The 24,360-nt window shown below is 69.9% G+C and carries 19 protein-coding genes; 5 read left to right on the forward strand and 14 right to left on the reverse strand.

What is annotated here, in order from left to right; genetic code table 11:
• Positions 1-37: 37 nt before the first annotated feature.
• Positions 38-1,495, forward strand: coding sequence for a peptidoglycan D,D-transpeptidase FtsI family protein (locus CEB94_RS09780; RefSeq protein WP_175431804.1), 1,458 nt, complete (start codon positions 38-40; stop codon positions 1,493-1,495).
• A gap of 126 nt (positions 1,496-1,621) precedes the next feature.
• Here CEB94_RS09780 and CEB94_RS09785 read toward each other — a convergent pair whose 3' ends face one another.
• Entirely contained in the window at positions 1,622-3,079 is a 1,458-nt protein-coding gene (locus CEB94_RS09785) for an NCS2 family permease (protein WP_175431805.1), read from the reverse strand.
• A 270-nt stretch (positions 3,080-3,349) separates the two neighbouring features.
• On the opposite strand from CEB94_RS09785, the gene CEB94_RS09790 reads away from it, so the two are divergent.
• The 3 genes from CEB94_RS09790 (at position 3,350) to CEB94_RS09800 (ending at position 5,716) form a co-directional block, all read left to right on the forward strand.
• A complete protein-coding gene (locus CEB94_RS09790) occupies positions 3,350-3,949 on the forward strand; it encodes a SigE family RNA polymerase sigma factor (RefSeq protein ID WP_175431806.1) in 600 nt (199 codons plus the stop codon).
• Positions 3,946-4,797, forward strand: coding sequence for a hypothetical protein (locus CEB94_RS09795; protein WP_175431807.1), 852 nt, complete (start codon positions 3,946-3,948; stop codon positions 4,795-4,797). Before CEB94_RS09790 ends, CEB94_RS09795 begins: the two co-directional genes overlap by 4 nt.
• A gap of 85 nt (positions 4,798-4,882) precedes the next feature.
• On the forward strand, positions 4,883-5,716 hold the full coding sequence (locus tag CEB94_RS09800; RefSeq protein ID WP_175431808.1) for a pectate lyase: 834 nt from the start codon (positions 4,883-4,885) through the stop codon (positions 5,714-5,716).
• Between the two features lie 216 nt (positions 5,717-5,932).
• Here CEB94_RS09800 and CEB94_RS09805 read toward each other — a convergent pair whose 3' ends face one another.
• Positions 5,933-7,087 (reverse strand): right-handed parallel beta-helix repeat-containing protein, encoded by a 1,155-nt coding sequence (locus CEB94_RS09805; protein ID WP_175431809.1) that lies wholly within the window; start codon positions 7,085-7,087, stop codon positions 5,933-5,935.
• A 247-nt stretch (positions 7,088-7,334) separates the two neighbouring features.
• On the opposite strand from CEB94_RS09805, the gene CEB94_RS09810 reads away from it, so the two are divergent.
• The gene (locus CEB94_RS09810; protein WP_175431810.1) at positions 7,335-9,551 is read left to right on the forward strand and encodes a glycoside hydrolase family 43 protein; all 2,217 of its coding nucleotides are present in this window, start codon (positions 7,335-7,337) and stop codon (positions 9,549-9,551) included.
• Between the two features lie 3 nt (positions 9,552-9,554).
• Here the strand turns inward: CEB94_RS09810 and CEB94_RS09815 are convergent, their stop codons facing one another.
• From CEB94_RS09815 to CEB94_RS09870, 12 genes are all read right to left on the reverse strand, one after another.
• Positions 9,555-10,712, reverse strand: a complete 1,158-nt coding sequence (locus CEB94_RS09815) for a dienelactone hydrolase family protein (protein WP_175431811.1) — start codon at positions 10,710-10,712, stop codon at positions 9,555-9,557.
• The gene (locus CEB94_RS09820) at positions 10,699-11,805 is read right to left on the reverse strand and encodes a pectinesterase family protein (RefSeq protein WP_175431812.1); all 1,107 of its coding nucleotides are present in this window, start codon (positions 11,803-11,805) and stop codon (positions 10,699-10,701) included. The genes CEB94_RS09815 and CEB94_RS09820 overlap by 14 nt, the downstream gene beginning before the upstream one ends.
• A gap of 99 nt (positions 11,806-11,904) precedes the next feature.
• Positions 11,905-13,215, reverse strand: a complete 1,311-nt coding sequence (locus tag CEB94_RS09825; protein ID WP_175431813.1) for a pectate lyase family protein — start codon at positions 13,213-13,215, stop codon at positions 11,905-11,907.
• Between the two features lie 52 nt (positions 13,216-13,267).
• Positions 13,268-14,065 (reverse strand): rhamnogalacturonan acetylesterase, encoded by a 798-nt coding sequence (locus CEB94_RS09830; protein ID WP_175431814.1) that lies wholly within the window; start codon positions 14,063-14,065, stop codon positions 13,268-13,270.
• A gap of 146 nt (positions 14,066-14,211) precedes the next feature.
• Positions 14,212-15,573, reverse strand: a complete 1,362-nt coding sequence (locus CEB94_RS09835) for an ABC transporter substrate-binding protein (protein ID WP_175431815.1) — start codon at positions 15,571-15,573, stop codon at positions 14,212-14,214.
• A 50-nt stretch (positions 15,574-15,623) separates the two neighbouring features.
• Complete coding sequence (locus CEB94_RS09840) at positions 15,624-17,612, reverse strand: pectinesterase family protein (RefSeq protein ID WP_175431816.1); 1,989 nt, start codon at positions 17,610-17,612, stop codon at positions 15,624-15,626.
• A gap of 33 nt (positions 17,613-17,645) precedes the next feature.
• Entirely contained in the window at positions 17,646-19,154 is a 1,509-nt protein-coding gene (locus tag CEB94_RS09845) for a glycoside hydrolase family 43 protein (protein WP_175431817.1), read from the reverse strand.
• Positions 19,151-19,996 (reverse strand): DUF6807 domain-containing protein, encoded by an 846-nt coding sequence (locus CEB94_RS09850; RefSeq protein WP_175431818.1) that lies wholly within the window; start codon positions 19,994-19,996, stop codon positions 19,151-19,153. Before CEB94_RS09850 ends, CEB94_RS09845 begins: the two co-directional genes overlap by 4 nt.
• Positions 19,993-21,180: a Gfo/Idh/MocA family protein gene (locus tag CEB94_RS09855; protein ID WP_175431819.1), complete on the reverse strand. Its 1,188-nt coding sequence runs from the start codon at positions 21,178-21,180 to the stop codon at positions 19,993-19,995. Before CEB94_RS09855 ends, CEB94_RS09850 begins: the two co-directional genes overlap by 4 nt.
• Positions 21,177-22,463: a pectate lyase family protein gene (locus tag CEB94_RS09860; protein ID WP_175431820.1), complete on the reverse strand. Its 1,287-nt coding sequence runs from the start codon at positions 22,461-22,463 to the stop codon at positions 21,177-21,179. The genes CEB94_RS09855 and CEB94_RS09860 overlap by 4 nt, the downstream gene beginning before the upstream one ends.
• The gene (locus CEB94_RS09865; RefSeq protein ID WP_175431821.1) at positions 22,460-23,356 is read right to left on the reverse strand and encodes a carbohydrate ABC transporter permease; all 897 of its coding nucleotides are present in this window, start codon (positions 23,354-23,356) and stop codon (positions 22,460-22,462) included. The genes CEB94_RS09860 and CEB94_RS09865 overlap by 4 nt, the downstream gene beginning before the upstream one ends.
• Complete coding sequence (locus tag CEB94_RS09870; RefSeq protein ID WP_031143502.1) at positions 23,353-24,285, reverse strand: carbohydrate ABC transporter permease; 933 nt, start codon at positions 24,283-24,285, stop codon at positions 23,353-23,355. The genes CEB94_RS09865 and CEB94_RS09870 overlap by 4 nt, the downstream gene beginning before the upstream one ends.
• Positions 24,286-24,360 lie beyond the last annotated feature (75 nt).

Here is a 24,360-nt window from a genome sequence, read left to right on the forward strand (position 1 = left end):
AACGATCCGCCCGGTGTGGCTCGTCTTCCTGTTCGCAATGAACAAGACGATCAGGCGCGCTTCGGTCTTCGCACTGCTCCTGGTGTTGGCTCTGCTCGTCAGGGCGACCTGGGTGCAGTTCTACGAGGGCCGGGCGCTGGCAGACGACAAGGACAACCGGCGGAACGCGATCGAGACGTACTCGGCGCCGCTCGGCAACATCATCGTGGGCGGCCGGTCGGTCACCGGCTCGGCGCCGACGAAGACGGGCGACCTCAGGTACAAGCGGACGTACACGGACGGCCCGCTGTACGCGGCGGTGACGGGTTACGCGTCTCAGGCGTACGCCCCGACGCAGTTGGAGGGCATCTACACCGACCTGCTCAACGGCACGGACAGCCGGCTGAAGTCCGTGCTGGACACGCTCACCAACCAGCGGGCCGAGCCGGGCAGCGTGGTCACGACCATCGACCCGGACGTGCAGAAGGCTGCCTACGAGGCGCTCGGCGACAAGAAGGGCGGCGCCGTCGCCATCGACCCGAAGACCGGCAAGATCCTCGCGGTCGTGTCGACGCCGTCGTACAACCCCTCCTCACTGACCGACGCCAACACCGCGGGGGCGGCCTGGCAGAAGCTCACCACCGACCCGGAGAAGCCGCTGGTCAACCGTGCGCTGCGGCAGCCGCTGCCGCCCGGTTCGACGTTCAAGCTGGTCGTGGCGGCGGCCGCGCTGGAGGACGGGCTGTACTCGTCGGTGGACGAGAAGACGGACAGCCCCGACCCGTACACGCTGCCGGGCACCACGCGGGACCTGACGAACGAGAACCCGAACGCGCCCTGCACCAACGCCACGATCCGCACGGCGCTGGAGTACTCGTGCAACAACGTCTTCGCGAAGATGGCCGTGAAGCTGGGCCAGGACAAGGTGAAGGCGATGGCCGACAAGTTCGGCTTCAACGACGACAAGCTGGACGTGCCGGTCCGGGCCTACACGAGCGTGTACCCCTCGGACATGTACCCCTCGCAAACGGCCCTGACGGGCATCGGCCAGTTCGATGTCACCGCCACCCCGTTGCAGATGGCCATGGTGTCGGCGGCCATAGCCAACGGCGGCAAGTTGGTGTCGCCGCATATGGTTTCGCAGATCACCGACAGCGGCGGCGATGTACTGCAGGACTACGACGACGACGCGGGCACCAAGGAGATCGTCAGCTCCTCGACCGCCGAGCAGCTGCAGTCGGCGATGGAGACGGTCGTGAACAAGGGCACGGGCACCAACGCCCAGGTGCCGGGCGCGACCGTGGGCGGCAAGACGGGTACGGCCCAGCACGGCGAGAACAACAGCCAGGTGCCGTACGCCTGGTTCACGTCGTACGGCAAGTCCGACTCGTCGGGCAAGGAGGTCGCCGTGGCGGTCGTCGTGGAGCAGTCGGACGCGGCCCGCTCGGAGGTCAGCGGCAACGGCCTGGCGGCGCCGGTCGCCAAGGCGATGATGCAAGCGGCACTGAAGGACTGAACATCAGCCGTCGATGAGCCGCTGACGGACTGAACCTCAGCCGTCGATGAGCCGTCTGTACAGACGAGACGGGCCGCCCCCTTCCCCCCGGGGGCGGCCCGTCCTCATGTCATCGCCCGCCCGGCGTCACTTCGCTCCCAGGAGCTGTTCGATCGGGTCGATCGCGAAGTACACGAGGAACAGCACCGAGGTCCCCCACAGCAGCCAGTGCACCTCCTTGGCCTTGCCGAGCACGGTCTTGATGACGACGTAGGCGAGGAACCCGGCGCCGATGCCGTTGGTGATGGAGTAGGTGAACGGCATCACGGCGATGGTGAGGAACGCGGGGATGGCGATGTCGTAGCGGTCCCAGTCGATGTGCTTGACCTGGGTCATCATCAGGAAGCCGACGGCGACCAGGGCGGGGGCGGCCGCCTGGAGCGGGACGATGGTGAGCAGCGGGGTCAGGAACAGCGCGAGGCCGAACAGGCCGCCGGTGACGAGGTTGGAGAAGCCGGTGCGCGAGCCCTCGCCGACACCGGCCGCCGACTCGATGTAGGAGGTCGCGGAGGAGGCGGAGGCCGCACCGCCCGCGACGGCCGCGGCCCCGTCGATGAGCAGTACCCGGCCGAGGTTCGGGACCTTGCCCTCCTCGTCGAGCAGCCCGGCCTCGGCGCTGATGCCGACGACCGTGCCCATGGTGTCGAAGAAGTCGGACAGGATCAGGGTGAAGATCAGCAGGACGACGGTGATGACGCCGACGCCGGGGGCGCTGAAGGCGCCGAACAGGTCGAAGTCGCCGATGAGCCCGAAGTCGGGGGCGTCGACGAGCTGGTCCGGCCAGGAGGGTGTGGTCAGGCCCCAGGACTTGATGTCGGCCAGGGAGTTGATCGCGATCGCCAGGGCGGTCATGGTGACGATGCTGATCAGGATGGCGCCCTTGACCTTGCGGGCGAGCAGTCCGATCGTCAGCAGCACGCCGAGGCAGAAGACGAGCATGGGCCAGCCGGTGAGGGTGCCGGTGCCGCCCAGCTGAACGGGCACGGTGGTGTTCGCGGCGTCCGGGATGCGGCTGACGAACCCGGCGTCGACGAAGCCGATGAAGGCGATGAACAGGCCGATGCCGACGCTGATCGCCTGCTTGAGCGGCTGGGGTATCGCGTGCATGACGGCCTCGCGCAGACCGGTCACGACCAGCACACAGATCAGCAGGCCTTCGAGGACGATCAGGCCCATCGCGTCGTCCCAGCTCATCAGCGGGGCGATCTGGAAGGCGACCACGGCGTTCAGGCCGAGTCCGGCGGCGAGCGCCAGGGGCAGGTTGCCGCCCACGCCCATGATCATCGTCATGACCGCGGCCACCAGGGCGGTGGCGGTGGTGAGTTGGACGGCGTCCAGCTGGTGTCCGAACTTGTCCTTCGCGCTGCCCAGGATGATGGGATTCAGGACAAGGATGTAGGCCATCGTGAAGAAGGTGGCGAAGCCGCCGCGGATCTCCCGGCCGAAGGTGGAGCCCCGCTCGGAGATCCGGAAGAACCGGTCGACGCTGTTCGCCGGGGGTGGGGTGGTGGGCGGCCGGTCGGTGACCTGCTGCGGTTCGGACATGGCGCGTGCTCCTCGGTGCCTGGGTGATCGGTGTGCGGATGCTGGCCGGATTGTGCCCGCGTTGAACCCTGTTCAGGTTTTCTCCGTGTTACGGAATCAGAGTCCGGCCTGCCATACGCCGTTCGAAGCTCCGTACGAACCATCTGACGATCGCTGCTACGCTTCCCGATCTCGTCCGGGCCTCCCCCGGATGATCACATGTCATCTACATGACAGCCACAGGGTGCCCCGTCCGGGAACGCCCGTAGCCGCTGCGAGGAGAGGTCGCCCGTGGGCACAGTCGTCGACGACGCCGCCTCCGTGGAGTTCCACGCCTTCTTCGAGCGCCACTACGCCGAACTGTCCCGCCTCGCCCATCTGCTGACGGGCGAGCCGGACACCGCCGACGACCTGGCGGCGGACGCGTTGCTGGCGCTGTGGCACCGCTGGGACCGGGTGCGCGCGGCCGACCATCCGGCGGCGTACGCGCGCGGTGTGGTCGCCAACCTGGCCCGGACCCGCATCCGCAGCGCGGTGCGTGAGCGGCGGCGCATCGCCCTGTTCTGGTCGCAGCGCGAGGAGAACACCGAGAACCCGGACATCGCGGGCGTGGTCGACGTGCAGGAGGCCCTGCGCATGCTGCCGTTCCGCAAGCGGGCCTGTGTGGTGCTGCGGCACGCGTTCGACCTGTCGGAGAAGGACACCGCGCTGGCACTGGGTGTGTCGGTGGGTACGGTGAAGAGCCAGACCTCGAAGGGAATGGCCGAACTCCAGCGGTTGCTGGGGACGCAGGGAGTGCCGCAGCGGATGCACGCGGCGCTGGTCGCTCCCCGCCGCTCGCCCGCCGTGGAGGGTGTGCGCACCGGCGAGGGCGGAGGGAGGGACCGATGACCATGCGGCGGGACGTGCACGAGGAGCTGCGCACCCGGCTGCACGAGGCGGCCGGGGCGCACGAGCCCGACCGGGAGCGCATGCTGGCCCGGGTCGAGCGCGGCATGGCCGGTCCGGCCGGTTCCGGCCACCGGGCGACGCGTCCGCCGGTGTTCGGCTGGATGCGGGTCGCGGGGGCGACGGCCGCGGTCGCCGGTGTGCTGGCGGTGGGCGGTTACGCGGTGGCATCGGCGGTGAAGGACGAGACGACCCCGCGGCAGCAGGAAGTGGCGACGTCGCCGACACCCACGCCGTCCCCGGAGGCGACGAGCCGGGCCCCCGTGCCTCCGGCACCGGTGGAGCCGGCGCCGAGCCGGTCGCCCGAGCGCCGCGAGTCCGGCCCGCCGCCGTCGAGGACGCCGAGCGCTCCGGCCGGCGAGCGGCCGTCCGCGGCCACCGAGGACGGCCCGCTGTGGTCGGACGGTTCGGTCGACCCGCACAGCAACGACTTCTGGGCGCAGAGCAACATCACCCTCAGGACCAGCGCGCAACTGACCGCGCTGACCGTGCGGTTGAAGGTCGCCCAGACCGGCGGGGTCTCCGACGCCGGCGCCTGGCGCTCCCTGCCCGAGAACGACTTCACCCTCGCGGTCGCCGAGCAGGACGGCTTCCTCGTCTACACCTGGACCCTCCGGGAAGGCCGTACGGTCCCGGCGGGCGAGTGGGTGTTCGCCGGTCAGTTCGACCACGCCCGCGGCGGCCGCGACGCGGGGGAGGACGCCTACACGCTGACGGCCACCGCCGGTTCGCGGCAGCTGTCCGTCGGCGGTGGTTTCGCCGCCGCCGACGACGGTGACGGCGATTCGTGAAAACTTCCTGAAGAGGCGGCAACCCTTTCCTCACGTGTGGCGACCACTATGCGCAAGAGTCACCACGCAGCTGAGGAATCAGTACATGACTGCACCAGCAGAACAGCGCGTCCGCCACCGCCGCAGGGTCACCAAGCGGCGGGCGGTGATCGCCGCGGTGTCCGCGTTCGGCATCACGGGGGCGGCGATCGTCACCACGTCGATGCTGTCGACGGCGGGCGCCGCGTCCTCCTGGCCCACGGACAAGGGCAAGACGCCCGTTTCCAAGACCATCCCGGTCTCCGGTGTGCGCGACGGCGGGATGAAGATGTTCTACGGCACCGGCGCGCTCGGCGGCGGCAGCCAGGACGAGGGTCAGGCCCCGCTCTTCGAGCTGGCCGACGGCGCCGTCCTCAAGAACGTCATCATCGGCACCCCGGCAGCGGACGGTGTGCACTGCAAGGGCAGTTGCACGCTGCAGAACGTCTGGTGGACGGACGTCGGCGAGGACGCGGCCAGCTTCAAGGGCAAGTCCTCGTCCGCGGTGTACAAGGTGATCGGCGGTGGCGCGCGGAACGCCGACGACAAGGTGCTGCAGTTCAACGGCGCCGGCACCCTGAACGTGTCCGGCTTCCAGGTTCAGAACGCCGGCAAGCTGGTCCGTTCCTGCGGCAACTGCAAGACGCAGTACAAGCGCACGATCGTGCTCAGCGACATCGACGTGACGGCGCCGATGAACTCGATCGTCGGAGTGAACGCCAACTACGGCGACACGGCGACGCTGTCGAAGATCCGTATCCACGGCGACAGCAAGAAGAAGATCAAGACGTGTGTGCGCTTCGAGGGCAACAACACGGGCAAAGAGCCCAAGGAGCTGACGCCGCCCGGCCCGGACGGCAAGAGCTGCAAGTTCAAGGCCTCCGACATCAGCTACCAGTAGGGCCTGCCCCCCTGTGACTCCGGTTGGCCCTCGTCCCCCCTTGGGCCCGCCGGAACGCCGGGTGTCCGGCCCCCCAGCCGGACGTCCCGGCACCACGGCCCTCCGGAGCCCCCCTCCGGACGGCCGGACAGTACCGGCCGAGCCCCCCTCGGCCGGTCGGCAGGACGCCCCCGCCGCTTCGCACCGGCGGGGGCGTCGTCCTGTGTGCGGGCGTCCCTAGTCCATCGTCGAGCCGATGGTCGTGGAGCCGGTCGTCAGGAACGTCGTCGGGGGCAGGGAACCGTCCGCCCGGCGCGCCCCGTACGCGCCCGCCGCGTCCGTCGACCGGAAGGGCGGGGTGGCGATGCCACTGTCCCAGGCGTTGCCGGCGGAGACCGTCGAGGAGCCGAGCTTCGCCGCCCCGCCCTTGTCGCCGACGGCGAGGTTCCCGCCGAGGCGGGCCTTGCCGGTGGCGAAGGAGAAGCCGTTCCCGGCGTTGGCGTACGCGGTGTTGCGGTTCAGGGCGATGGCTGCGGTGTTGGAGCCCTCGGTGAAGCCGTGCAGGGTGTTGTCCCAGGCCGCGTTGTCGTTGACGACATGGGCGACGGACGCGCCCCCGCCCCCCAGCTTGAAGCCGTTGCCGTTGCCCTCGAAGGCCGCGTCGTTCCAGCGGTTCTCGCCGTTGCCGAAGGCCCAGGAGTGCTCGATGGTGACCGGCGAGGAGAACTGCCACAGGTCGAGGCCGTCGTCGGCGTTGCCGTACAGCCGGCCTCCGGTGATCCGGTTGCCGGTGCCGGAGCCGAACGTGACGGCGATGCCGTCGGCGTTCTGGCCGTGTCCGGCCGGGTCGTAGTTGCCGTGACTGTCCAGGTTCTGCACGAGGTTGCCGGTGGTGCCGTCGCCGCGCAGGGTGAAGCCGGAGCCGCCGTTGTCCGCGGTGACCAGGTTCCTGAAGATGCCGCCGACCGAGGACGTGGCGACGAAACCCTGGGCCGGGGAGTTGACGAAGGCGAGGTCCTGGACGGTCCAGTGGTCGCCGTAGATCCCGGCCAGCCAGGACCCGGCGGGCAGCTTGGATCCGTCGATCCGCACCTTCTCAGCGCCGTACGCCCGCAGGGTGATGGGCGCGGAACTCGTGCCGTCGGCCGTGGACTTGAGGGTGGCGGCCGGGTAGTAGGTGCCGCCGCGGACCTGGATCACGGTGCCGGCGGTGGCGTGCTTCACGGCCTGTTCGAGCTGGGCCGCGGCGCTGACGGTGACCGTCGTCGAGGCGGCCTGCGCGCCGCCGGTCGACAGCCCGAGGTAGACGCCGCCGGCCCCCGCGGCACAGGCCACGGCTGCGGCGATGGAGAGCGTACGGGTCCTGCGATGACGTCCGGCGCTCGGCAGCACGGAGCGTTCCTTTCCTGGGGGACCGGGGACGGAAACGGCTCGGAGGGGCCCGCTCCGGCCCGTTTCCGTCCAGCAGTCGCCGCCGCGCCGGAAAGGGTTGCCGCCGTCACGTGCGCCGGAGACCTCGATGCTCCGAAAGTTTCGGAGCCACCGGCCTCACGCGCACCCGTTGACGCCCTGCGTCCCTCCGGTGAAACTCCGAGGGCCGCTATCCAACAGAATCCCCCACACTCCGACAGGAAGTGTCATGCGCCCCCGCATCGCCCGCACGCTCCTGCTTCCGTTCCTTGCCCTGACCGGCCTCCTCCTGACCTTTCTCTCGGCACCGCCCAGCACCGCAGACCCCGGAGCCCCACCCGTGAAGCACAGCAAGTACGCCGGCTATCTCTTCGCCTACTTCACCGGCGAGGGCACCGCCGACGGCGAGCAGATCCGCTACGCCCTCAGCCGCGGCAACGACCCGCTGCACTGGCGCGAGCTGAACGCCGGCAAGCCGGTGCTGACGTCCACGACCGGCGAGAAGGGCCTGCGCGACCCGTTCGTCATCCGCTCCCCCAAGGGCGACAAGTTCTACCTGATCGCCACCGACCTGCGGATGTACAAGAACTCCAGCGGCAGCTGGGACCAGGTCCAGCGGCACGGCAGCAAGTCGATCATGGTCTGGGAGTCCACCGACCTGGTCCACTGGACCGACCAGCGCCTGGTGAAGGTCTCCCCGGACAGCGCGGGCAACACCTGGGCCCCGGAGGCCTACTGGGACGACAAACTCGGTGAGTACGTCGTCTTCTGGGCGTCGAAGCTGTACGCCGACGACGACCCGGACCACAAGGGCAACACGTACAACAAGATGCTGTACGCGACCACCAAGGACTTCCGCACCTTCAGCGAGCCGAAGGTCTGGAACGACCCGGGCTACTCGGTGATCGACTCCACGGTCGTGAAGTACAAGGACGAGTACTACCGCTACACCAAGGACGAGCGCGACCCCAGCTCCTCCAGCCCCTGCTCGAAGTTCATCACCGGGGAGAAGTCCACCTCCCTGACCTCGACGAAGTACGACTTCGTGGCCGACTGCGTCGGCAAGGGCGCGATGGACCGCGGTGAGGGCCCGACGGTGTTCAAATCGAACACCGAGAAGAAGTGGTACCTGTTCATCGACGAGTACGGAGGCCGCGGCTACCTCCCCTTCGAGACCACCGACCTCGCTTCGGGCAAGTGGACCCCGTCCACGGACTACCAGCTCCCGGCGAGCCCCCGGCACGGCACGGTCCTGCCGGTGACGCAGAAGGAGTACGACCGCCTGCTGGCCGCCTACCCGTCCACACCCACCTCGGTCGTAGACGCGACGGCGAAGCACCAGAAGGGGTACTCGATCGTCACGGACAGCGCCTCGAAGGTCGTCCTGCCCCTCGAGCCGGACGCCGATCCGCGAAACCTCGCCCCCAAGCTGTGGGTCGGTGAGGGCGCGAAGCTCAGCCCGAAGTCCGGCACGCGCCGCGACTTCCGCACGCCGCAGAAGTACACGGTCACGGCCGCCGACGGCACCCAGCGCACCTGGACGGTCGAGGCGGTCCGCACCCGCAGCCCGATCCTGCCGGGCCTGAACGCCGACCCCGACGTGCACTACCTGAACGGCCAGTACTGGATCTACCCGACGACGGACGGCTTCCAGGGCTGGAGCGGCACCAGGTTCAAGGCGTACTCGTCGAAGGATCTGGTCAACTGGAAGGACCACGGCGTCATCCTCGACCTCGGGCCGGACGTGAGCTGGGCCGACAACAACGCCTGGGCACCCGCGATCGCCGAGCGGAACGGCAAGTACTACTTCTACTTCTGCGCCGAGCAGCAGATCGGAGTCGCGGTGGCGGACTCCCCCGCCGGCCCCTTCAAGGACGCGCTCGGCAAGCCCCTGGTCGCCAAGGGCGGATCGCTGAAGGGCCAGATGATCGACCCGGCGGTCTTCACGGACGACGACGGCCAGGCCTACCTGTACTGGGGCAACGGCCACGGGTACGTGGTGCCGCTCAACGACGACATGGTGTCGTACGACGCGTCGAAGGTGCAGGACATCACCCCGGACAACTTCCGCGAGGGCTCCTTCGTGATCAAGCGGAAGGGCACGTACTACTTCATGTGGTCGGAGGACGACACCCGCAGCGAGAACTACCACGTGGCGTACGCGACGGGACCGTCCCCGCTCGGCCCGTGGACCAAGCGCGGGACGATCCTCGAGAAGCGGCCCGAGTACGGCATCCTCGGCACCGGCCACCACTCGGTGGTGAACACCCCCGGCACCGACGACTGGTACGCCGTCTACCACCGCTTCGCCCTCAACGGCCCCGGCAGGCCGGGCGGCGACGGCATGCACCGGGAGACCACCATCGACCGCATGGAGTTCGCGGCCGACGGGACGATCAAGCCCGTGATACCGACCCTGGAGGGCATCAAACCGGTACGGCGGTGAGTCTCACAGGACGTCGTCGAGCCAGCTGACGACCTCGTCCTGCATCCTGTCGGTGAAGACGTGGCCGAGCTCCGGCCACGTCTTCATCCGTATCCGCTCCTCGGCGTGGTGCGCGCGCCAGACGGCACGCAGCTTGTCGTACGCGACCCGCACCCCCTCGGCCGGGAACAGCGTGTCGAGTCCACCGTCGAAGAACAGCATCGGCTTGGGTGCGGCGATGCTCGCCACGTCGGGGATGTCGAGGTGCCGGGCGAGGCCGGGGTGGAGCATGTAGTACGCCGACTGCCCGCGCAGCGTGTTGTTGCCGGGCACCATCATCTCCTTCAGGCCGGTCATCCAGCACACGCTCGCGGAGGCCGCGACGTGACCGCTGAGGGCGGCGGTCTGCCAGGCCCGGTAGGCGCCCATGGAAAAGCCGACGGCCGCGACCCGCCGGGCGTCCACCCGGTCGAGGCCCGCCAGGAACGCGGCGGCCCGCTGGTCCTCGCGGGCCATGAGCCCGGCGAGTGAGGAGCCGAGGTTGTAGAAGTTGGCGGCCAGGGCCTGCTGCTGCTCGTAGGCCAGGGGCCCGCGCTCGCCCCAGCCGAGCGCGTCCAGGCACAGCACCACATAGCCGCGCCGGGCCAGTTCGTCGCCGACGAACCGCCCGCTGAAGTACTTCTCGGCCCACGCTCGGGCGGACGCGAGCCGCGTGTCGTCGTACCAGGGCCGGACGAGTTTCTCCTTGCCGATGTCGAACCTGGCGCCGTGGTCGTGCAGGAGCAGCACCGCGGGGAAGGGCCCGCGGCCGTGCGGGGTCAGCAGGACGCCGCGGACCCGTTCGTAGCGGGTGAGGGACACGGTCACCAGCTCGCGGGTGTAGTCACGCGTCCGGGAACGGCCGGTGAACTCCGGCGCGTACGGCGTGACGTCCTGCCGCTCGACGAGGAGGTGCTCCTCGACGGTGGCCCGGGCGGTACGCCGCCAGGCGCGGACGTCGCGGATCGGGGACCGGCCCCAGGCGAGCGGGAAGGTCAGGGCGTCCTTCAGCGCCGGGTGGAAGTCGGGCAGCGGACCGTCCACGACCGCCGCCCGCGCCCCGCTCACCGCTCCCCCGCCCAGCAGCGCGGTCCCCGCCCCGACCACGAACGTCCGTCGCCCCAGCGCCTCATGGGCGTCCATACGGCCGCCAGTCACCCAGGTAGGTCTGCCTGGTGTGCGACCGGGCCTGCTCGCGGCTCAGTCGGGGCCGGTTCTCGGGGACGGGGACCGCCGCCCCCGGCCCCGTGTTCCGGTACTCGGCGAACCGCTGGGCCTGCCACGGGTGGGAGTCCGACATGTTGGCGTAGGGCGCGACCGCGTCGATGCCCGGGCCGAGCCGGGTGTCCCGCACGGTGAGCATGGGGCGGGCGGTGGTGTCGAAGCTGGGCACCCAGGGCCGGGCCAGCTTGTAGTAGCCGTCGGGTGCCTCACTGCTGACGCGGCTGCGGGTCACCAGGTAACCGAGCGGATTGGCGCCGGCGGTCGACGGCGCGAAGACGAACCCGTAGGGGGCGCCGGCCAGGTCGGTCCGTGTCAGGGTCCGGAAGTGGCACTGCTCGAAGACCGCGGTCGCCCGTCCGAAGACGAAGTCGACGTCGCCCTCGGCGTAGCAGTGGGTGAAGTATTGGCGGGCGAAGGTGCCCAGGGCCATGGAGTCGGCGTACAGGGTGTCCTGGTGGCCGAGGAACCGGCAGTGGTGGAAGGCGGACCGGTCGCCCTGGACCTTGAGGGCGACGGCCTGGGTGCCGGTGGTCCCGGGGTGGTCGGCGCGCAGCCAGTCGTTGGCGAAGGTGATCCAGCGGGCGGTGAAGCCGTCGGCCTGCAGGGTGGTGGTGGCCGAGCCGGTGGTGCCGTGGGTGCCGCCGCCGGGCTTGGGGGTTCCGGCCGCGTTGTCGTACACGACGACGACGTCACGGGGGTTCTCGCTCGCCCCGATCCAGGTCATCCCCGTGCGGGTGCGGTCGACGGCGACTGTCTCCCGGTAGGTGCCGGGGGCGATGACGAGGGTGTGCCCGGCCCCGTTCGCCGCGGCCACCGCGTCCCGGACGGTGGTGACGTCCCCGGCGCCGCCCGGATGGACGTAGAGCGTCCTGGGAGTCAGGCGCGCGGCCGGTGAGCCGTACCGGCCGAACGGGCGCGGGCGGCCGGCGGCCCGTGCGGGAACGGAGGCCGGACCGAGCGCGGCGCCCGCTCCGGCACTCACTGTCAGGAATCCTCTTCTGGACAGGGGCATGCGGGTGCTCCTTCTCTGTCACTGCGCGGGGGCCGGGGCGGGCGCATCCCCGGGGTGGGGGATGCGATGCGGGCCGCCCCGGCCGGTATCAAGGGGACGTCAGCAGATCCGGCCCGCGCCGGCCTGCCGGTCGACGATCCGCGGAACGGCCTTCGGCGAGTCGACCTTCGTGCGCAGGACCGGCTTCCAGCCCGCGCCGGACTTGAGGATCTCGCTGGGGATCTCCGCGTTGTGCACGGCGATGAGGTCGGTCCGCTTGCCGTTGACGTAGTTGTTCTCGGCGGTGAGCGGCGACTCGTTCCACTTCTTCAGGGTCTTGCCGACGCCGATGCCGGCGGGCAGCGAGAACGCGTTGTCCGTGGCGTGGAGCTGCGAGGAGGCGCCGATGCCGAAGGTGTAGGCGTACGGCTGGTCCTTGGTCACCACGAAGTGGTTGTTGTACGCGTCGACCTGCCCGAACCGCACGCGCGGGGCCCGCTCGACGATGCCCTCGAAGCGGTTGTGGTGCAGCGTGACCTTGAGTTTGCCCGTGTCGTCGGCGGCGGCACCGTCGCTGTTGCCGATCAGCATGGTCTTGTCGTGGTCCTCGAAGGAGTTCCAGGACACCGTCACGTGGTTGGCGCCGCGCACGATGTCGACGAGGCCGTCGTGCTGCTGGTAGATCTTGCCGAAGTAGGTCGGCAGGCTGCTGTCGGGGTAGCGCCCGTCGGTGAGGGTGTTGTGGTCGATCCACACATGGGTAGAGCCGTACACCACCACGCCGTCGTACTCGGAGTTCCAGGCGCCGGTCTTGTTGTCGTCGGTCGGGTCCCACTGCGGGAAGCAGTCGACCGGGGCCTCGAAGGCGAGGTTGCGGACGATGACGTTGTCCACGCCCTTGATCTGCAAGCTGCCGCCGCGGATCCCGGAGCCCTTCCCCACGCCCACGATGGTGGTGTCGGCGGGCACGCTCGCCTTGATGGTCTTGTCCTGCGCGGCGGCGGACGCGGCCCGCAGGTCCTCCTGCTCACCGCTGACCGGCTTGTCGTGGCCCCAGGCGGAGGGGTCATAGGCGGCGAGGTACTTCTGGAAGTCGTAACCCTCGGCCGCGAAGGCGTCGCAGCCCTCGGAGACGGCGTCGATCACCCCTTTCACCTTGATGATCCTGGGCGCCGACCCGCCGTCCTTCAGGGCGGCCCGGAACTGCTCCCAGGTGGTGACGGTGTAGACGTGCTCCGCGTCGGCCTCGGAGCCGCCGATGGTACCGGTGCCGTGGGAGCCCCAGCCGTCGCCGGCCCCGAGGGTCTGCCGGGCGAGATCCCGTGGCTGGGCGTGCGCGCCGGTGCCGCTCAGGGACAGCACGAGCGCGGTGCAGCCGACGAGCACGCCGGCTCTCGCCATGACATGATCATGACACTTCTGAAGGTGCATGGTGCGGCTCTCTTCCTTCTTCGTCGGGGGGTGTTACGCGGCCGTCGGGGTGTTACGCGGCGGCTTCCGGCCAGGTGATCCAGGACTCGGGGATCCGCCCGTCCAGCCGCCGCACATCACGCGGCCCGAGCACCCGGGTCCGCAGCAGCTCCCGCGCCACGAGCCGGGCCACCTCGATGGCCCCCGGCGGGTTGAAGTGCGTGTTGTCCTGCTCGGTCGCGGTCCAGTTGAAGTACTTCTTGGTCTCCTCGACGCCGAGCCGCTGCCACAGGGCCAGCGACAGCGCCTGGACGTCGAGCAGTGGCACCCGCTCCTCGGCGGCGAGCGCCCGCATGGCCGCGGGGTACTCCCCGTGCGTCGGCAGGGCCTTCCCGGCGGCGTCGAACCGCCGCCGCTCCACGGAGGTCGCCAGCACCGGCCGCGCCCCACGGGCCCGGGCCCCGTCGAGGTACATCCGCAGATACTGCTGATACGTCGTCCAGGGCTCGGTGTACCGGGTGGGGTCCTCCGCCTTCTCGTCGTTGTGAGCGAACTGCACGAGGAGGAAGTCCCCCGGCCGAATGGCGGACAGGATCCCCTTCAGCCGCCCCTCGTCGACAAAGCTCTTCGAACTCCGCCCGTTCACGGCGTGATTGGACACAGCAAGCCGGGAGCTCTGCAGAAAGAAGGGAATCGCCATTCCCCACCCGGTCTCGGGCGCGGCGTCCTTGTACTTCTGCGCGGCGGTGGAATCACCGGCGATGTAGAGGATGGGGGTACGACGGGCACCGGCGTGAGCGGTACCGGTGGCGGCAAACGCCAGGGGCACGGCGGCCGCGGCAACAGCAACCTGTCTACGACTCAGAGACACGCGGAGTTCCTTTCAGCGGGGGGCTGGTCAACTCACCGAGGGGCGCGCGGGGCTGTATCAATATGCGGCTCCGCCGCGTGGGCGCGACAAGCCAGGGACGGCCCGCACCCTGCGAACCACAGGCCGCCCCACGGCGATGTCCAGAACTACCCGTTCTGCTGGTCCCACTCCTCCTGCGCGGCATTCAGCTGCTCAGCCATCGTGTCCAGGAATTCCTTCGCACTCATCTTCCCCAGCAGCACCTTCTGGAAGTTCGGCTCGTTGTCGGCCTTGGATATCGTGTTCCAGTCCGGCAGGTAATACGGCAGCTGCACAATCGTCGTCGACCCGTCCGACAACGCGTCAGCGGCCAGCTTCGTCGGCTCGGCCTTCGAGATCCACGCGTCCTTCGCCGCGTCCGTGTTCGACGGCACCTGCCCCGCCGCCTCGTTGAACTTCGAGTTCTCCGCCCTGGACGTGGCGAACTCGATGAACTTCCAGGCCGCGTCCTTGTTTTTGCCGCTCTTGAACAGCCCGAGCCCGTCCACGGGGTTGGACACCTGCACCCGCTTGCCGGAGGAGCCGACCGGCTGGGGAATGCCCCGGAACTTCTCGACCCCGAGCGCCTTCACATGGTCCTGGTACGACCCGAGGTTGTGGTTCAGCATCCCGATCGTGCCGGAGTCCCACTGCGCGACCATCTTCGTGAAGTCGTTGTTGAGGTCGGCGGCCGGAGTGACCTTCTTGTACAGCGCCGCGTACTTCTCCAGCGCCGCCACGTTCTTGGGGTCGTTGACCGTGGTCTTCTCACCACTGGAGTCCCAGAACGACGTGATGCCGGACTGCCCGTACATGGCGTCCAGCGCCTGGGCGATGGAACCCGCACCGCCGCGAATGGTGTAGCCGAACTCGTTCTTGCCCGCGTTCGTCAGCTTCTTCGCGGCCTCGTAGAACCGGTCCCACGTCGTCGGCGCCTGGAGCCCCGCCTTCTCGAACAGATCGGTGCGGTAGTACAGCACACCGTTGTTCGCGGAGGTCGGGATCGAGTACAGCTTGTCGTCCCCGCCGCCGGCGGCCTTCAGCGACTCGACCATGTCCTTGTTGAGCTTGCCGTTCAGGGACGACGAGCCGAGCCGCTCGTCGAGCGGCTCCAGCGCGCCCTGCGCGGCGAACCCCGCGAGCATCGCCGCGCCCACACCGCCGACGTCCGGCAGGCCGCCGCCCTGGAGGGCCGTGTCGACCTTCGACTGGTACTCGGTCGAGGCGATCCCGACGTAGTCGACCTCGATGTCCGGGTTGGCCTTCTCGAAGTCGGCGATGATCTCCTTCCAGCTCTCGGTGCGGACACCGCCGTTGTTGTCCCAGAAGACGATCTTGCCCTTGCCGCTTCCGTCGGCGCCCTTGTCGCCGCCCGCCCCGCTGCCGTCGTCGCCGCAGGCGGTCGCGGTCAGCGCGAGCACGGCCCCCAGGGCGACGGCGGCCGAGGTGCGGCGCCCGCCTCTGCTGCTGGTGCGATTGCTGATCTTCATTGGTCGGCTCTCTTCTTCTGGATCCAGCGGAACTTGAAGGTGTGGGGGGGTCAGTGGCGGGTGTGCGGCGCCCAGCCGTCGGTGCCCGCCAGGTAGGCGGTGACGGTGTGGGAGCGCGCATCCCGGTCGCTCATCTGCGGACGGTCGGCGGTGACCGACGCGCCCGGGCCGTGGTTCCGGTACTCGGTGAACCGCGCGTCCTTCCACGAGAAGCCGCTCATGTCGGTCCACGGCGAGGACTTGACCGCGGCGGGCAGCCGGGTGTCCCGGATCAGCACCTGGGCGACCGCGTCCGGCTCGCCGCCCGGGTGCCAGGGCCGTCCCAGGTGATAGGTCCCGGCGGGAGCGTCGCTGACGATCTTCGACTTGGTGATCAGGAACCCGTACGGGTTGCCCTTCCATGTCGAAGCCGCCGTGATGTAGCCGTTGTTGGAGTCCGAGCCGCGGCTCAGTGCCCGGATCACCGACCGTTCGATCACCGTCGTGGCCCGTCCGTAGACGAAGTCGACGTCGCCCTCGATGTAGGAGTCGCGGACGTAGACCCGGCTGACGGTGGTCAGCTTGGGGCTGTCGGTCATGAGGGTGTCCTGGTTGCCCAGGAACGCGGTGTCCTCGAAGACGATCCGGTCGCCGGTCGTCTTCATCGCCAGGGCCTGCTCGCCCTTCAGCTCGTGCGCGGCCTCGTCGAAGTCGTTGCTGAAGGTGAGGTTGCGGGCGGTGACGTCGTTCGCGGCGATCCGGACGGTGGCGCTCCCCGTCGAACCCCCGTACTCGGCGGGCGTGTCGAAGACGATGACGGTGTCGTAGCGGTCCCGTCCGGTGCCGCGCAGTTCGATGTCCGGCTTGCTCGCGGGGATGAACACCTTCTCGCGGTAGGTGCCCGGCGCGACGGCGATCGTCAGCGGGATGTCGTTGCCGTCGGGGACGGCGTCCACGGCGGCCTGCACGGTCGGGTAGTCGCCCGGGACGCGCAGCGTGACCGGCCCGCCGATCCGCTGCTGCGGCCCGGAGAACCGCTTCACCAGCGCGGGCACGGCGGCGGCCGGGTCGAGCCGGTAGGAGTAGAAGTCCCGCGGGTCGAACGCGGTGCCCCACGCGTCGTGCCGGCCGGTGGTGTTGCGCAGGATCGACCCGCGCTGCACCAGCTCGGCGCTCGCGTCGGCCTGGTAGGGGTGCTGGACGCCGTCGTAGAAGCTGTTCTCGATGACCATCTTCGTCCTGCCGCGCGACCAGTTGCCGTACGTCCAGACCGGGTCGCCGTCGGACAGCTGCGCGGACAGGTAGTTGTTGTAGAGGTGCGCGTAGGCGCAGTTGTCGGCGGACGGGTTGCGCTGCTTGGTGCCCCGGAACCAGTTGTGGTCGACGGTGATCTGCGTCCTGACGTTCGGGGTCCAGCCGATGCCGAAGGTCTTGTTGTTGTCCGTGAACTGGTTGTACGAGACGGTGACGTACTCGCTGTCCTTGCGGATGTCGAGCTGCCCGTCGCAGATCCGCGAGAACCGTATGTGGTCGATCCACACGTGGTGGGCGGTGTCCAGGCGGATGCCGTCGTAGTCGGTGTCCTTGCAGTCCCAGTTGCCCTCGATGGCGGTGTCGCGGATGGTGAGGTTGCGGATGACGACGTTGTGCGTGCCGGGGTCGAGGGTGAAGCCACCGTGCACGATCTCGGCGGTGTCGCTGACGCCGATGATGGTCTTGTCCGAGGCGACGGGTATCTCCGTACCGAAGGGCTCCATCTCCAGGGTGCCCTCGACGCGGATGACGTACGGCTCCTCGGCCGCCGCGTACTTCGCCAGTGCGGCCTGGTCGGTGACGGTGACGACCTTGCCGCCCGCCCCGCCGGTGGTGCCGCCGGCGAGGGAGGCGAAGCCGTGCGGCCGGTCGGTCCAGCGGTCCGCGGTGGGGCCGGGCCGCGATGCAGGGGCCGCCTGGGCGTCCTCGATCGAGCCGAGGCCGAGCGCGACGACCAGGCCGAGCACGGCGGCCGCGATCCTGCCGTGCCCCGGTCTCGACAAGCGCTTGCTACGGAGGTGCGTCATTGCGGCTCCCAACAGGCGTACGACAAGGGTTCGTTACGAGTAGCTGATCCGGAACTGGGTGAAGGTCGCCGCGCCGGCGTGTCCCTGACCGGCGGGCGCGAGGGCGAAGAGGCCGAGCAGGGCGCCGACCCAGCGCCACGGGGTGGCGGCGAAGACTGGGCCGGACGGGCGGAAGCCGTCGCCGACGTCGGAGGAGAAGCGGCAGCGGGCGTCCGCGCCGATCTCGATCCGCAGCCGGACCCGGCCCTCGGGGGCGAGTCGGGGGTGGGCGGCGTCACGTTCGGCCTCGGCGACACCCTCGGCGAACCGGTGCACGAGGTGGACGGTGCCGTCCGAGCCCCGCTGGAGTCCGATCCAGCCGAACGCGTCCCCGAGGACCGCGAGTCCGGCCCGGGCCCCGGGATCGTCGCTGTCGAGGCGTAGCTCCACCTCGGCGGTGCAGGGTTTTCCGGGCAGCCGCTGCGTCAGCACGTGGGGCAGTTTCCGCAGGTCGTGAGCGTCGGCCGAGCGGACGCAGGTCAGTCGCAGCCCGTCCCCGGAGTGCTGGGTGGCCCAGCCGTCGCCCGGGTTGGCGGTCCACTGCCACTGGCGGCCGTACCGTCCGCCGGGGAAGTCGTCGTCGGTGGCCGGCGCGGCGGGCGGCTGCGGCGGCAGGGCGGGGCGGCGGTGTTCGCGGACGGGGGCGCCGTCGTCCCCGAGCACCGGCCAGCTGTCCGGGCCCCAGCGCATCGGCTGGAGGTGGACGACACGGCCGTAGGCGCCGCGCTGCTGGAAGTGCAGGAACCAGTCCTCGCCGGACGGGGTGCGTACCCAGCCGCCCTGGTGGGGCCCGTTGACGTCGGTGTCCTTCTGCTCCAGGACGACTTTCTCCTCGTACGGCCCGAAGAAGCCGCGCGAGCGGAAGGCACCCTGCCAGCCGGTCTCCACGCCGCCGGCGGGGGCGAAAATCCAGAACCAGCCGTCGTGCCGGTACAGCTTGGGGCCTTCGAGGGTGAACCAGCCGGGTATGCGGTCGCCGTCGACGATCACCTTGCCCTCGTCGAGGAGGCCGGTGCCGTCGGGGCGCATCCGGTGGCCGGTGAGGCGGTTCTTGACGCCGGAGCGGGACTTGGCCCAGGCATGGACCAGGTAGGCCTCCCCGGTCTCCTCGTCCCACAGGGGGCAGGGGTCGATCAGGCCCTTGCCGGCCTTCAGCAGGTGCGGGCGGGTCCAGGGGCCCCTGATCTGCGGGGCGTTGACCTGGAAGATGCCCTGGTCGGGGTCGCCCCAGAAGATCCAGAAGCGTTCGTCGTGATACCTGAGGGAGGGGGCCCAGACACCGCAGTCGTGCCGGGGTCTGCCGAACTCGGCGGCCGGTTCAAGGCATTCGAGCGCGTGGCCGACCAGGGTCCAGTTGACCAGATCCCGGGAGTGCAGCAGCGGCAGTCCGGGGGCGCGGCCGAAGCTGGAGGCGGTCAGGTAGAAGTCGTCGCCGACGCGGACGACGTCCGGGTCGGACCAGTCGGCGTCGAGGACCGGGTTGCGGTAGGTCCCGGAGGTCACGGGCTCACCGCCTTGCGGACGAGGGACGCCGCGGCGTCCCGGTCGAGCCGGCCGTCGGCGACGACGGTGACCACCCGGCGCACGACGGTCTCGCCCGGCGGGAGCGGCACGCGTGCGTCGTACGCCAGGGAGGAGCCGACGCCCGGGTACTCCTCGGTGCGCACGAACCACGGGTCGCGGCGGGTCTGTTCGGTGGCGCCGGCGAAGACCAGCGTCCAGGTGCCGCCGCGGAGGGCGAGCCAGTCGGCGGGGCGGCCGTGGACCTTCTCCTCACCGTCGGCCCCGGCCGTGAAGACCTCCGGCGCGGTGGACTCCTTGCGGGCCCGCCAGAAGAAGCCGCCGTAGGCCGCGCCCGGGCGCCCGTTGGTCGCGGGGCTGCCGATCGACAGCGGGCTCCTGGTGACGTTGGTGAGGGAGAACGTGAGGTCCAGCGCCCAGGCGTGGCCGGTGAGTTCGGTGGCGGCGACCGTACGGCGCTCGCGCAGCAGCTCGCCGCCCGGGCTCACCCAGCGCAGCTCCTCCACGAAGCCGTCCGGGTCGCGCAGCTGGAAGGCGATGTGCCGCTGCGAGCCGTGGTTGTCGAGTTCGGTCGGGCCCTGGTCGCGGACGTAGGTGCGCCCGCCCCAGAAGTTGAACCCCTCGACGTCGGGAACGGCGACACCGACGCCGAGGTGGTGTGCGTGGTCGGCCGGGGCGAGTTCGGTCACGGCCGTGCCGGCCAGGGTGGTGACGGGGTGCAGGTAGGGGCGCGGGGAGAGCCGGGCCGGCAGCTCGGGCCGGGTGACGTACCGGCCGACCGGCCGGCCGGCGACGCGCAGGACCGCTGTGTCGTTGCCGGTCATCGGGTGCTCACCTCGTTCGACAGGGGTGCCCAGGGGGCGCCGAGCTCGGAGTAGAGGGAGAGGGTGTCGGCGGCGGCCGCGACGAGTCCGTCGATGCCGGGCACCACCCGGCGGTTCTCGCCGGGGATCCGGTGCCAGGCGGTGTCGGGCAGCGATGCCGGGTCGGGAGCGGTGCGGATGGCCTCCACGACCTTCATGAAGGCGCCGGTCCCGTCCGGCGGGACGAGCAGGTCCGCGCCGGTGGTGAGGTGGTCGACGAGGTTCTCCAGCAGGTCGGTGCGGCCGTGCTCGGACTCCTCCGGGCCGTGCCCCGCGCGCTGGAGCAGCACGCGGTCCTGCTTGTACCAGAAGGTGATCCGGCCGCTGCTGCCGTGCACCAGCACGTACGGCTCGTCGGCCCGCTCGGCGCACAGGGTCGCGGCGACGGTGACCGGGTGGCCCTGCGCGGTGGTGATCCGGACGCAGGAGGTGTCGTCGGACTCGATGTCGTTGGCGTGCAGCAGCTCGGTCTCGATGCGGGTGACGTCCTCGGCGCGGGTGCTGCCGCCTAGGGCGAGGGCGGTGGCGACGGCGTGGGCGAGGGGGTTGGTCAGCGCCCCGTCGATCACGTCGACGCCGTTCAGCCGCCGCTTGCCCGCCCAGGCCGCCCGCCGGAAGTAGTCCTCGTCGCGCACCCAGGCACCGGCGCCGCCGATCCCGACGAGCTCCCCGATCGCGCCCTTCTCGATCAGCTCGCGGACGGCGGACAGGGCGTGCGAGCCCAGCGACTGGAAGCCGATCTGGCAGACGACTCCGGCCGCGGCGACCCCGTCGGCCATCCGGCGGAACTCGGCGTAGGAGGGGGCGGGCGGCTTCTCCAGGAGGAGGTGCACACCCCGTTCGGCCGCCGTGAGGGCGAGGTCGGTGTGGGTGGGGATCGGGGTGCAGATCACCGCGATCCGGGCGCCGGTGGAGTCGAGCAGGGCGCCGAAGTCGGCGGACTGCTCGGGGGTGCCCAGGTCGCCCAGTTCTTCCTCGGTCAGCGGCGTCAGCTCGCAGATTCCGACGAGCCGGACGATGCCCTTGCGCTGTAGACGGCGGATGTTCTCCACGTGCCAGCGGCCGTGACCGCGGGCACCGGCGAGGACGACGGGCAGGGGCGTGCTCAGGGGTTCGCTCATGGGATCGATCATGCGACCGCTCATGGGATCCTCCCCGCACCCGCGCCGCGGGCCACCGCCCGGTCTGCCTCCCGGGCGCTGTCGATCCGCCCGTGCAGGGCGGGCGTCCAGCCGACGTCGGCCGTCAGATCGCGCTCGCTGCCCGAGTTGTATGCGTTGTGGATCGCGAGCAGGTCGACCGGGAAGCCGTTGAAGAGCGTGCCGCTCTGGTGCAGGGCGCTGCCGTTCCAGCTCTTGACCAGGTCGGCGACCTCCACATGGCCGGGCGCGTGGAAGGCGTTGTTCTCCGCGTACATCCTCGACTCGGTGGAGACGCCGAGCGAGTAGCGGTGGTCGTCGCCGGTGATGTCGTACCGGTTGTTGTAGAGGTGCACCTGGCCGAAGCGGACGCGCGGGGCGCGCTGGACGACGGACTCGAACCGGTTGTGGTGCAGGGTGACCCGGAGCTTGCCGCGGTCGCCGGTGGCGGTGTCGCCGTTGCCGATGAGCATCGCCTTGTCGTGGCCGGCGAAGCGGCTCCAGGAGACGGTGACCAGGTCGGAGCCGTTGGTGATGTCCAGCAGGCCGTCGTGGCGCAGGTAGTTGCGGGCGAAGTAGGTGGGTTCCTTCGCGTCGGGGTGGCCCTTGTCGCTCAGGGTCACATGGTCCACCCACACATGGGTGGCTCCGGTCAGCCAGATGTTGTCGTACGCCGTCTTCCAGTCGCCGAGGCCGCCGGTGTTGGGCTGCCAGACGGGGAAGCAGTCGTAGGCGTCGCGCACGTCGAGGTTGCGGATGATCACGTTGTCGGCGTTCCTCACCTGGAGGCTCGCGCCCTTGAGGACGGCCGAGTCGCCGAGGCCGACGAGGGTGGTGTTCGAGCCGACGGGGAGCACGATCCGTTCGGCCTGGCGCGCGGCGGAGGCCTGGCGGGCCTCCTCCTGGGGGCCGCCGGGCTTGGCGGAACCCCAGGTGCGGGGGTCGTAGGCGGCGAGGTACTTCTTCAGGCTGTAGCCGCCGGTGGCGTAGTCGGAGCAGTCCAGCCGGTCGCCTTCGGCATCGGTGTTGGCGTCGATCGTCCCGGCGATCTTGATGATCTTCGGGGTGTCGCTGCCGCCGTCGAGGGCCCGGACGAGCCCTGCGCGGTCGGTCACCGTGTACACGTGGTCGGCGTCGGCGGCCGTGCCTCCGGTGGTGCCCGCTCCCTCGGCGGCCCAGCCGTCGTTCGCGGGCAGGGTGTCGCGGCCGATGTCCCGGGCCTCGGCGTGCGCGGGCACGCAGAGCACCCCCAGCAGCCCGGCCGCGACGGCCAGGTGTCGGCCCCTCATCCCTTCACCGCCCCCGCGCTGAACCCGGTGATCAGCCACTTCTGGATGAAGGCGAACACGAGCACCACCGGAACGGCCGCGATGATGCCGCCCGCGGCGAGCGCGCCCAGGTCGACGCTGTCGGCGCTCATCAGGCTGTTGAGGCCGACGGGGATCGTCTGCTTGTCCTGGTTGTTCAGGAACATCAGGGCGAACAGGAAGTGGTTCCAGGAGTGGACGAAGGCGAACGAGCCGACGGCGATCAGGCCGGGCCGCAGCAGCGGCAGCACCACGATCCGGAAGGCCGTCATACGGTTGCAGCCGTCGACCCAGGCCGCCTCCTCCAGGGAGTACGGCACGTTCTTGATGAAGTTGCTGATCAGGATCATCGACAGTGGCAGCTGGAAGACCGTCTCGGCGAGGATGACACTGCCCAGCGAGTTGATCATCTGCAGTTCGGCGAAGATCTCGAACAGCGGCACCAGCAGCAGCGCGCCCGGCACGAACTGGGAGCACAGCAGGCCCAGCATGAACGCCCGCTTGATCTTGAAGTCGAACCGGGCGAGGGCGTAGCCGCCGGCCAGCGCCACGAGCGTCGTCATCAGCAGGGTGGCGACGCCGACGAGCACGCTGTTGGCGAAGTAGGTGCCGAAGCTGCGCTCCGTCCAGACCTTCTCGAAGTGGTCGAAGGTCATCGGCCAGGGCACGAGCGAGGTCGAGCCGGCCGGGCGCAGCGAGAACAGCAGGATCCAGTAGAAGGGGACGAGGGTGAAGAGCAGGTAGATGCCCAGGGGCAGGTAGATCTGCCAGCGGGGTGCCTCGTCCCAGGCGCGGTGGCCCTTGGCGGGGCGCGGCGGTTCGGTGGTGGCGCGCACGGGGGCGGGTGCGGCCTTGGTGGCTTCCTTGACGCTCACTTCTCGCCTCCGAACTTGCTCAGCCGCAGGTAGACCATCGAGCAGAAGAGCAGGATCACGAACGCCACCGTGGTCAGGGCCGACGCGTAGCCGAAGTTGTGGGCGTCGACGGATGTGTTGGCGATGTACAGCGGCAGCGTGGTCGTCTCACCCGCCGGGCCGCCGCCGGTCAGGGTGTAGAGCAGGTCGACGTTGTTGAACTCCCACACCGCGCGCAGCAGCGTGGACAGGATGATGGCGTCCTTCAGGTGCGGCAGCGTGATGTGCCAGAACTGCTTGATCCGGCTCGCTCCGTCGACCTCGGCGGCCTCGTAGAGGTCCCTGGAGACCGACTGGAGGTCGGCGAGGATGAGGATCGCGAAGAACGGCACCCCTCGCCACAGGTCGGCCACGATCGCCGCCGGGAACACGGTCGAGGTGTCCGACAGCCAGCTCGTGCCGTAGGAGCCGATGCCCATGTCCGCGAGGTAACGGGTGATGCCCGTCTGGGAGTTGTAGAGCAGCACCCAGATCGCGGAGGTCAGCACGCCGGAGACGGCCCATGGGGAGAAGACCAGGGCGCGCCCGAGGCCCCGGCCCACGAAGGTCTGGTTGACGATCAGGGCGAGCGCGAGGCCGAACAGCAGCTGGAGCCCGACCTCGACGACGACCCACTTGGCGCTGAAGACCAGGGTGTCCCAGAAGATCGGGTCCTTGGTGAAGGCGTGGACGAAGTTGTCGAAGCCCGCGTAACCGTTCCGCCATGGCTTGGTGGGGTTGTAGTTCTGCAGGCTGTAGTAGAAGACGCTGATGACCGGATAGGCGATGAACCCCACCATGAGCAGGGCGGCCGGTGCGATCAGCAGGTACGGGAGCCTGCGCGGCGTGGCGGAGGCCCGGCGCCGCCGGGGTGGCGCGGGCGGTTTCGCCACGGCTGCGGCTTGGGCCATGACTGTTCTCCGTTCTCAGTACGTCGTGGTACGTCGTGCGTCGGTACGTGCGCGGGAAGCGCTTTCTCCCCGGGC

This window comes from Streptomyces hawaiiensis (genome assembly GCF_004803895.1).
GTDB lineage: Bacteria > Actinomycetota > Actinomycetes > Streptomycetales > Streptomycetaceae > Streptomyces > Streptomyces hawaiiensis.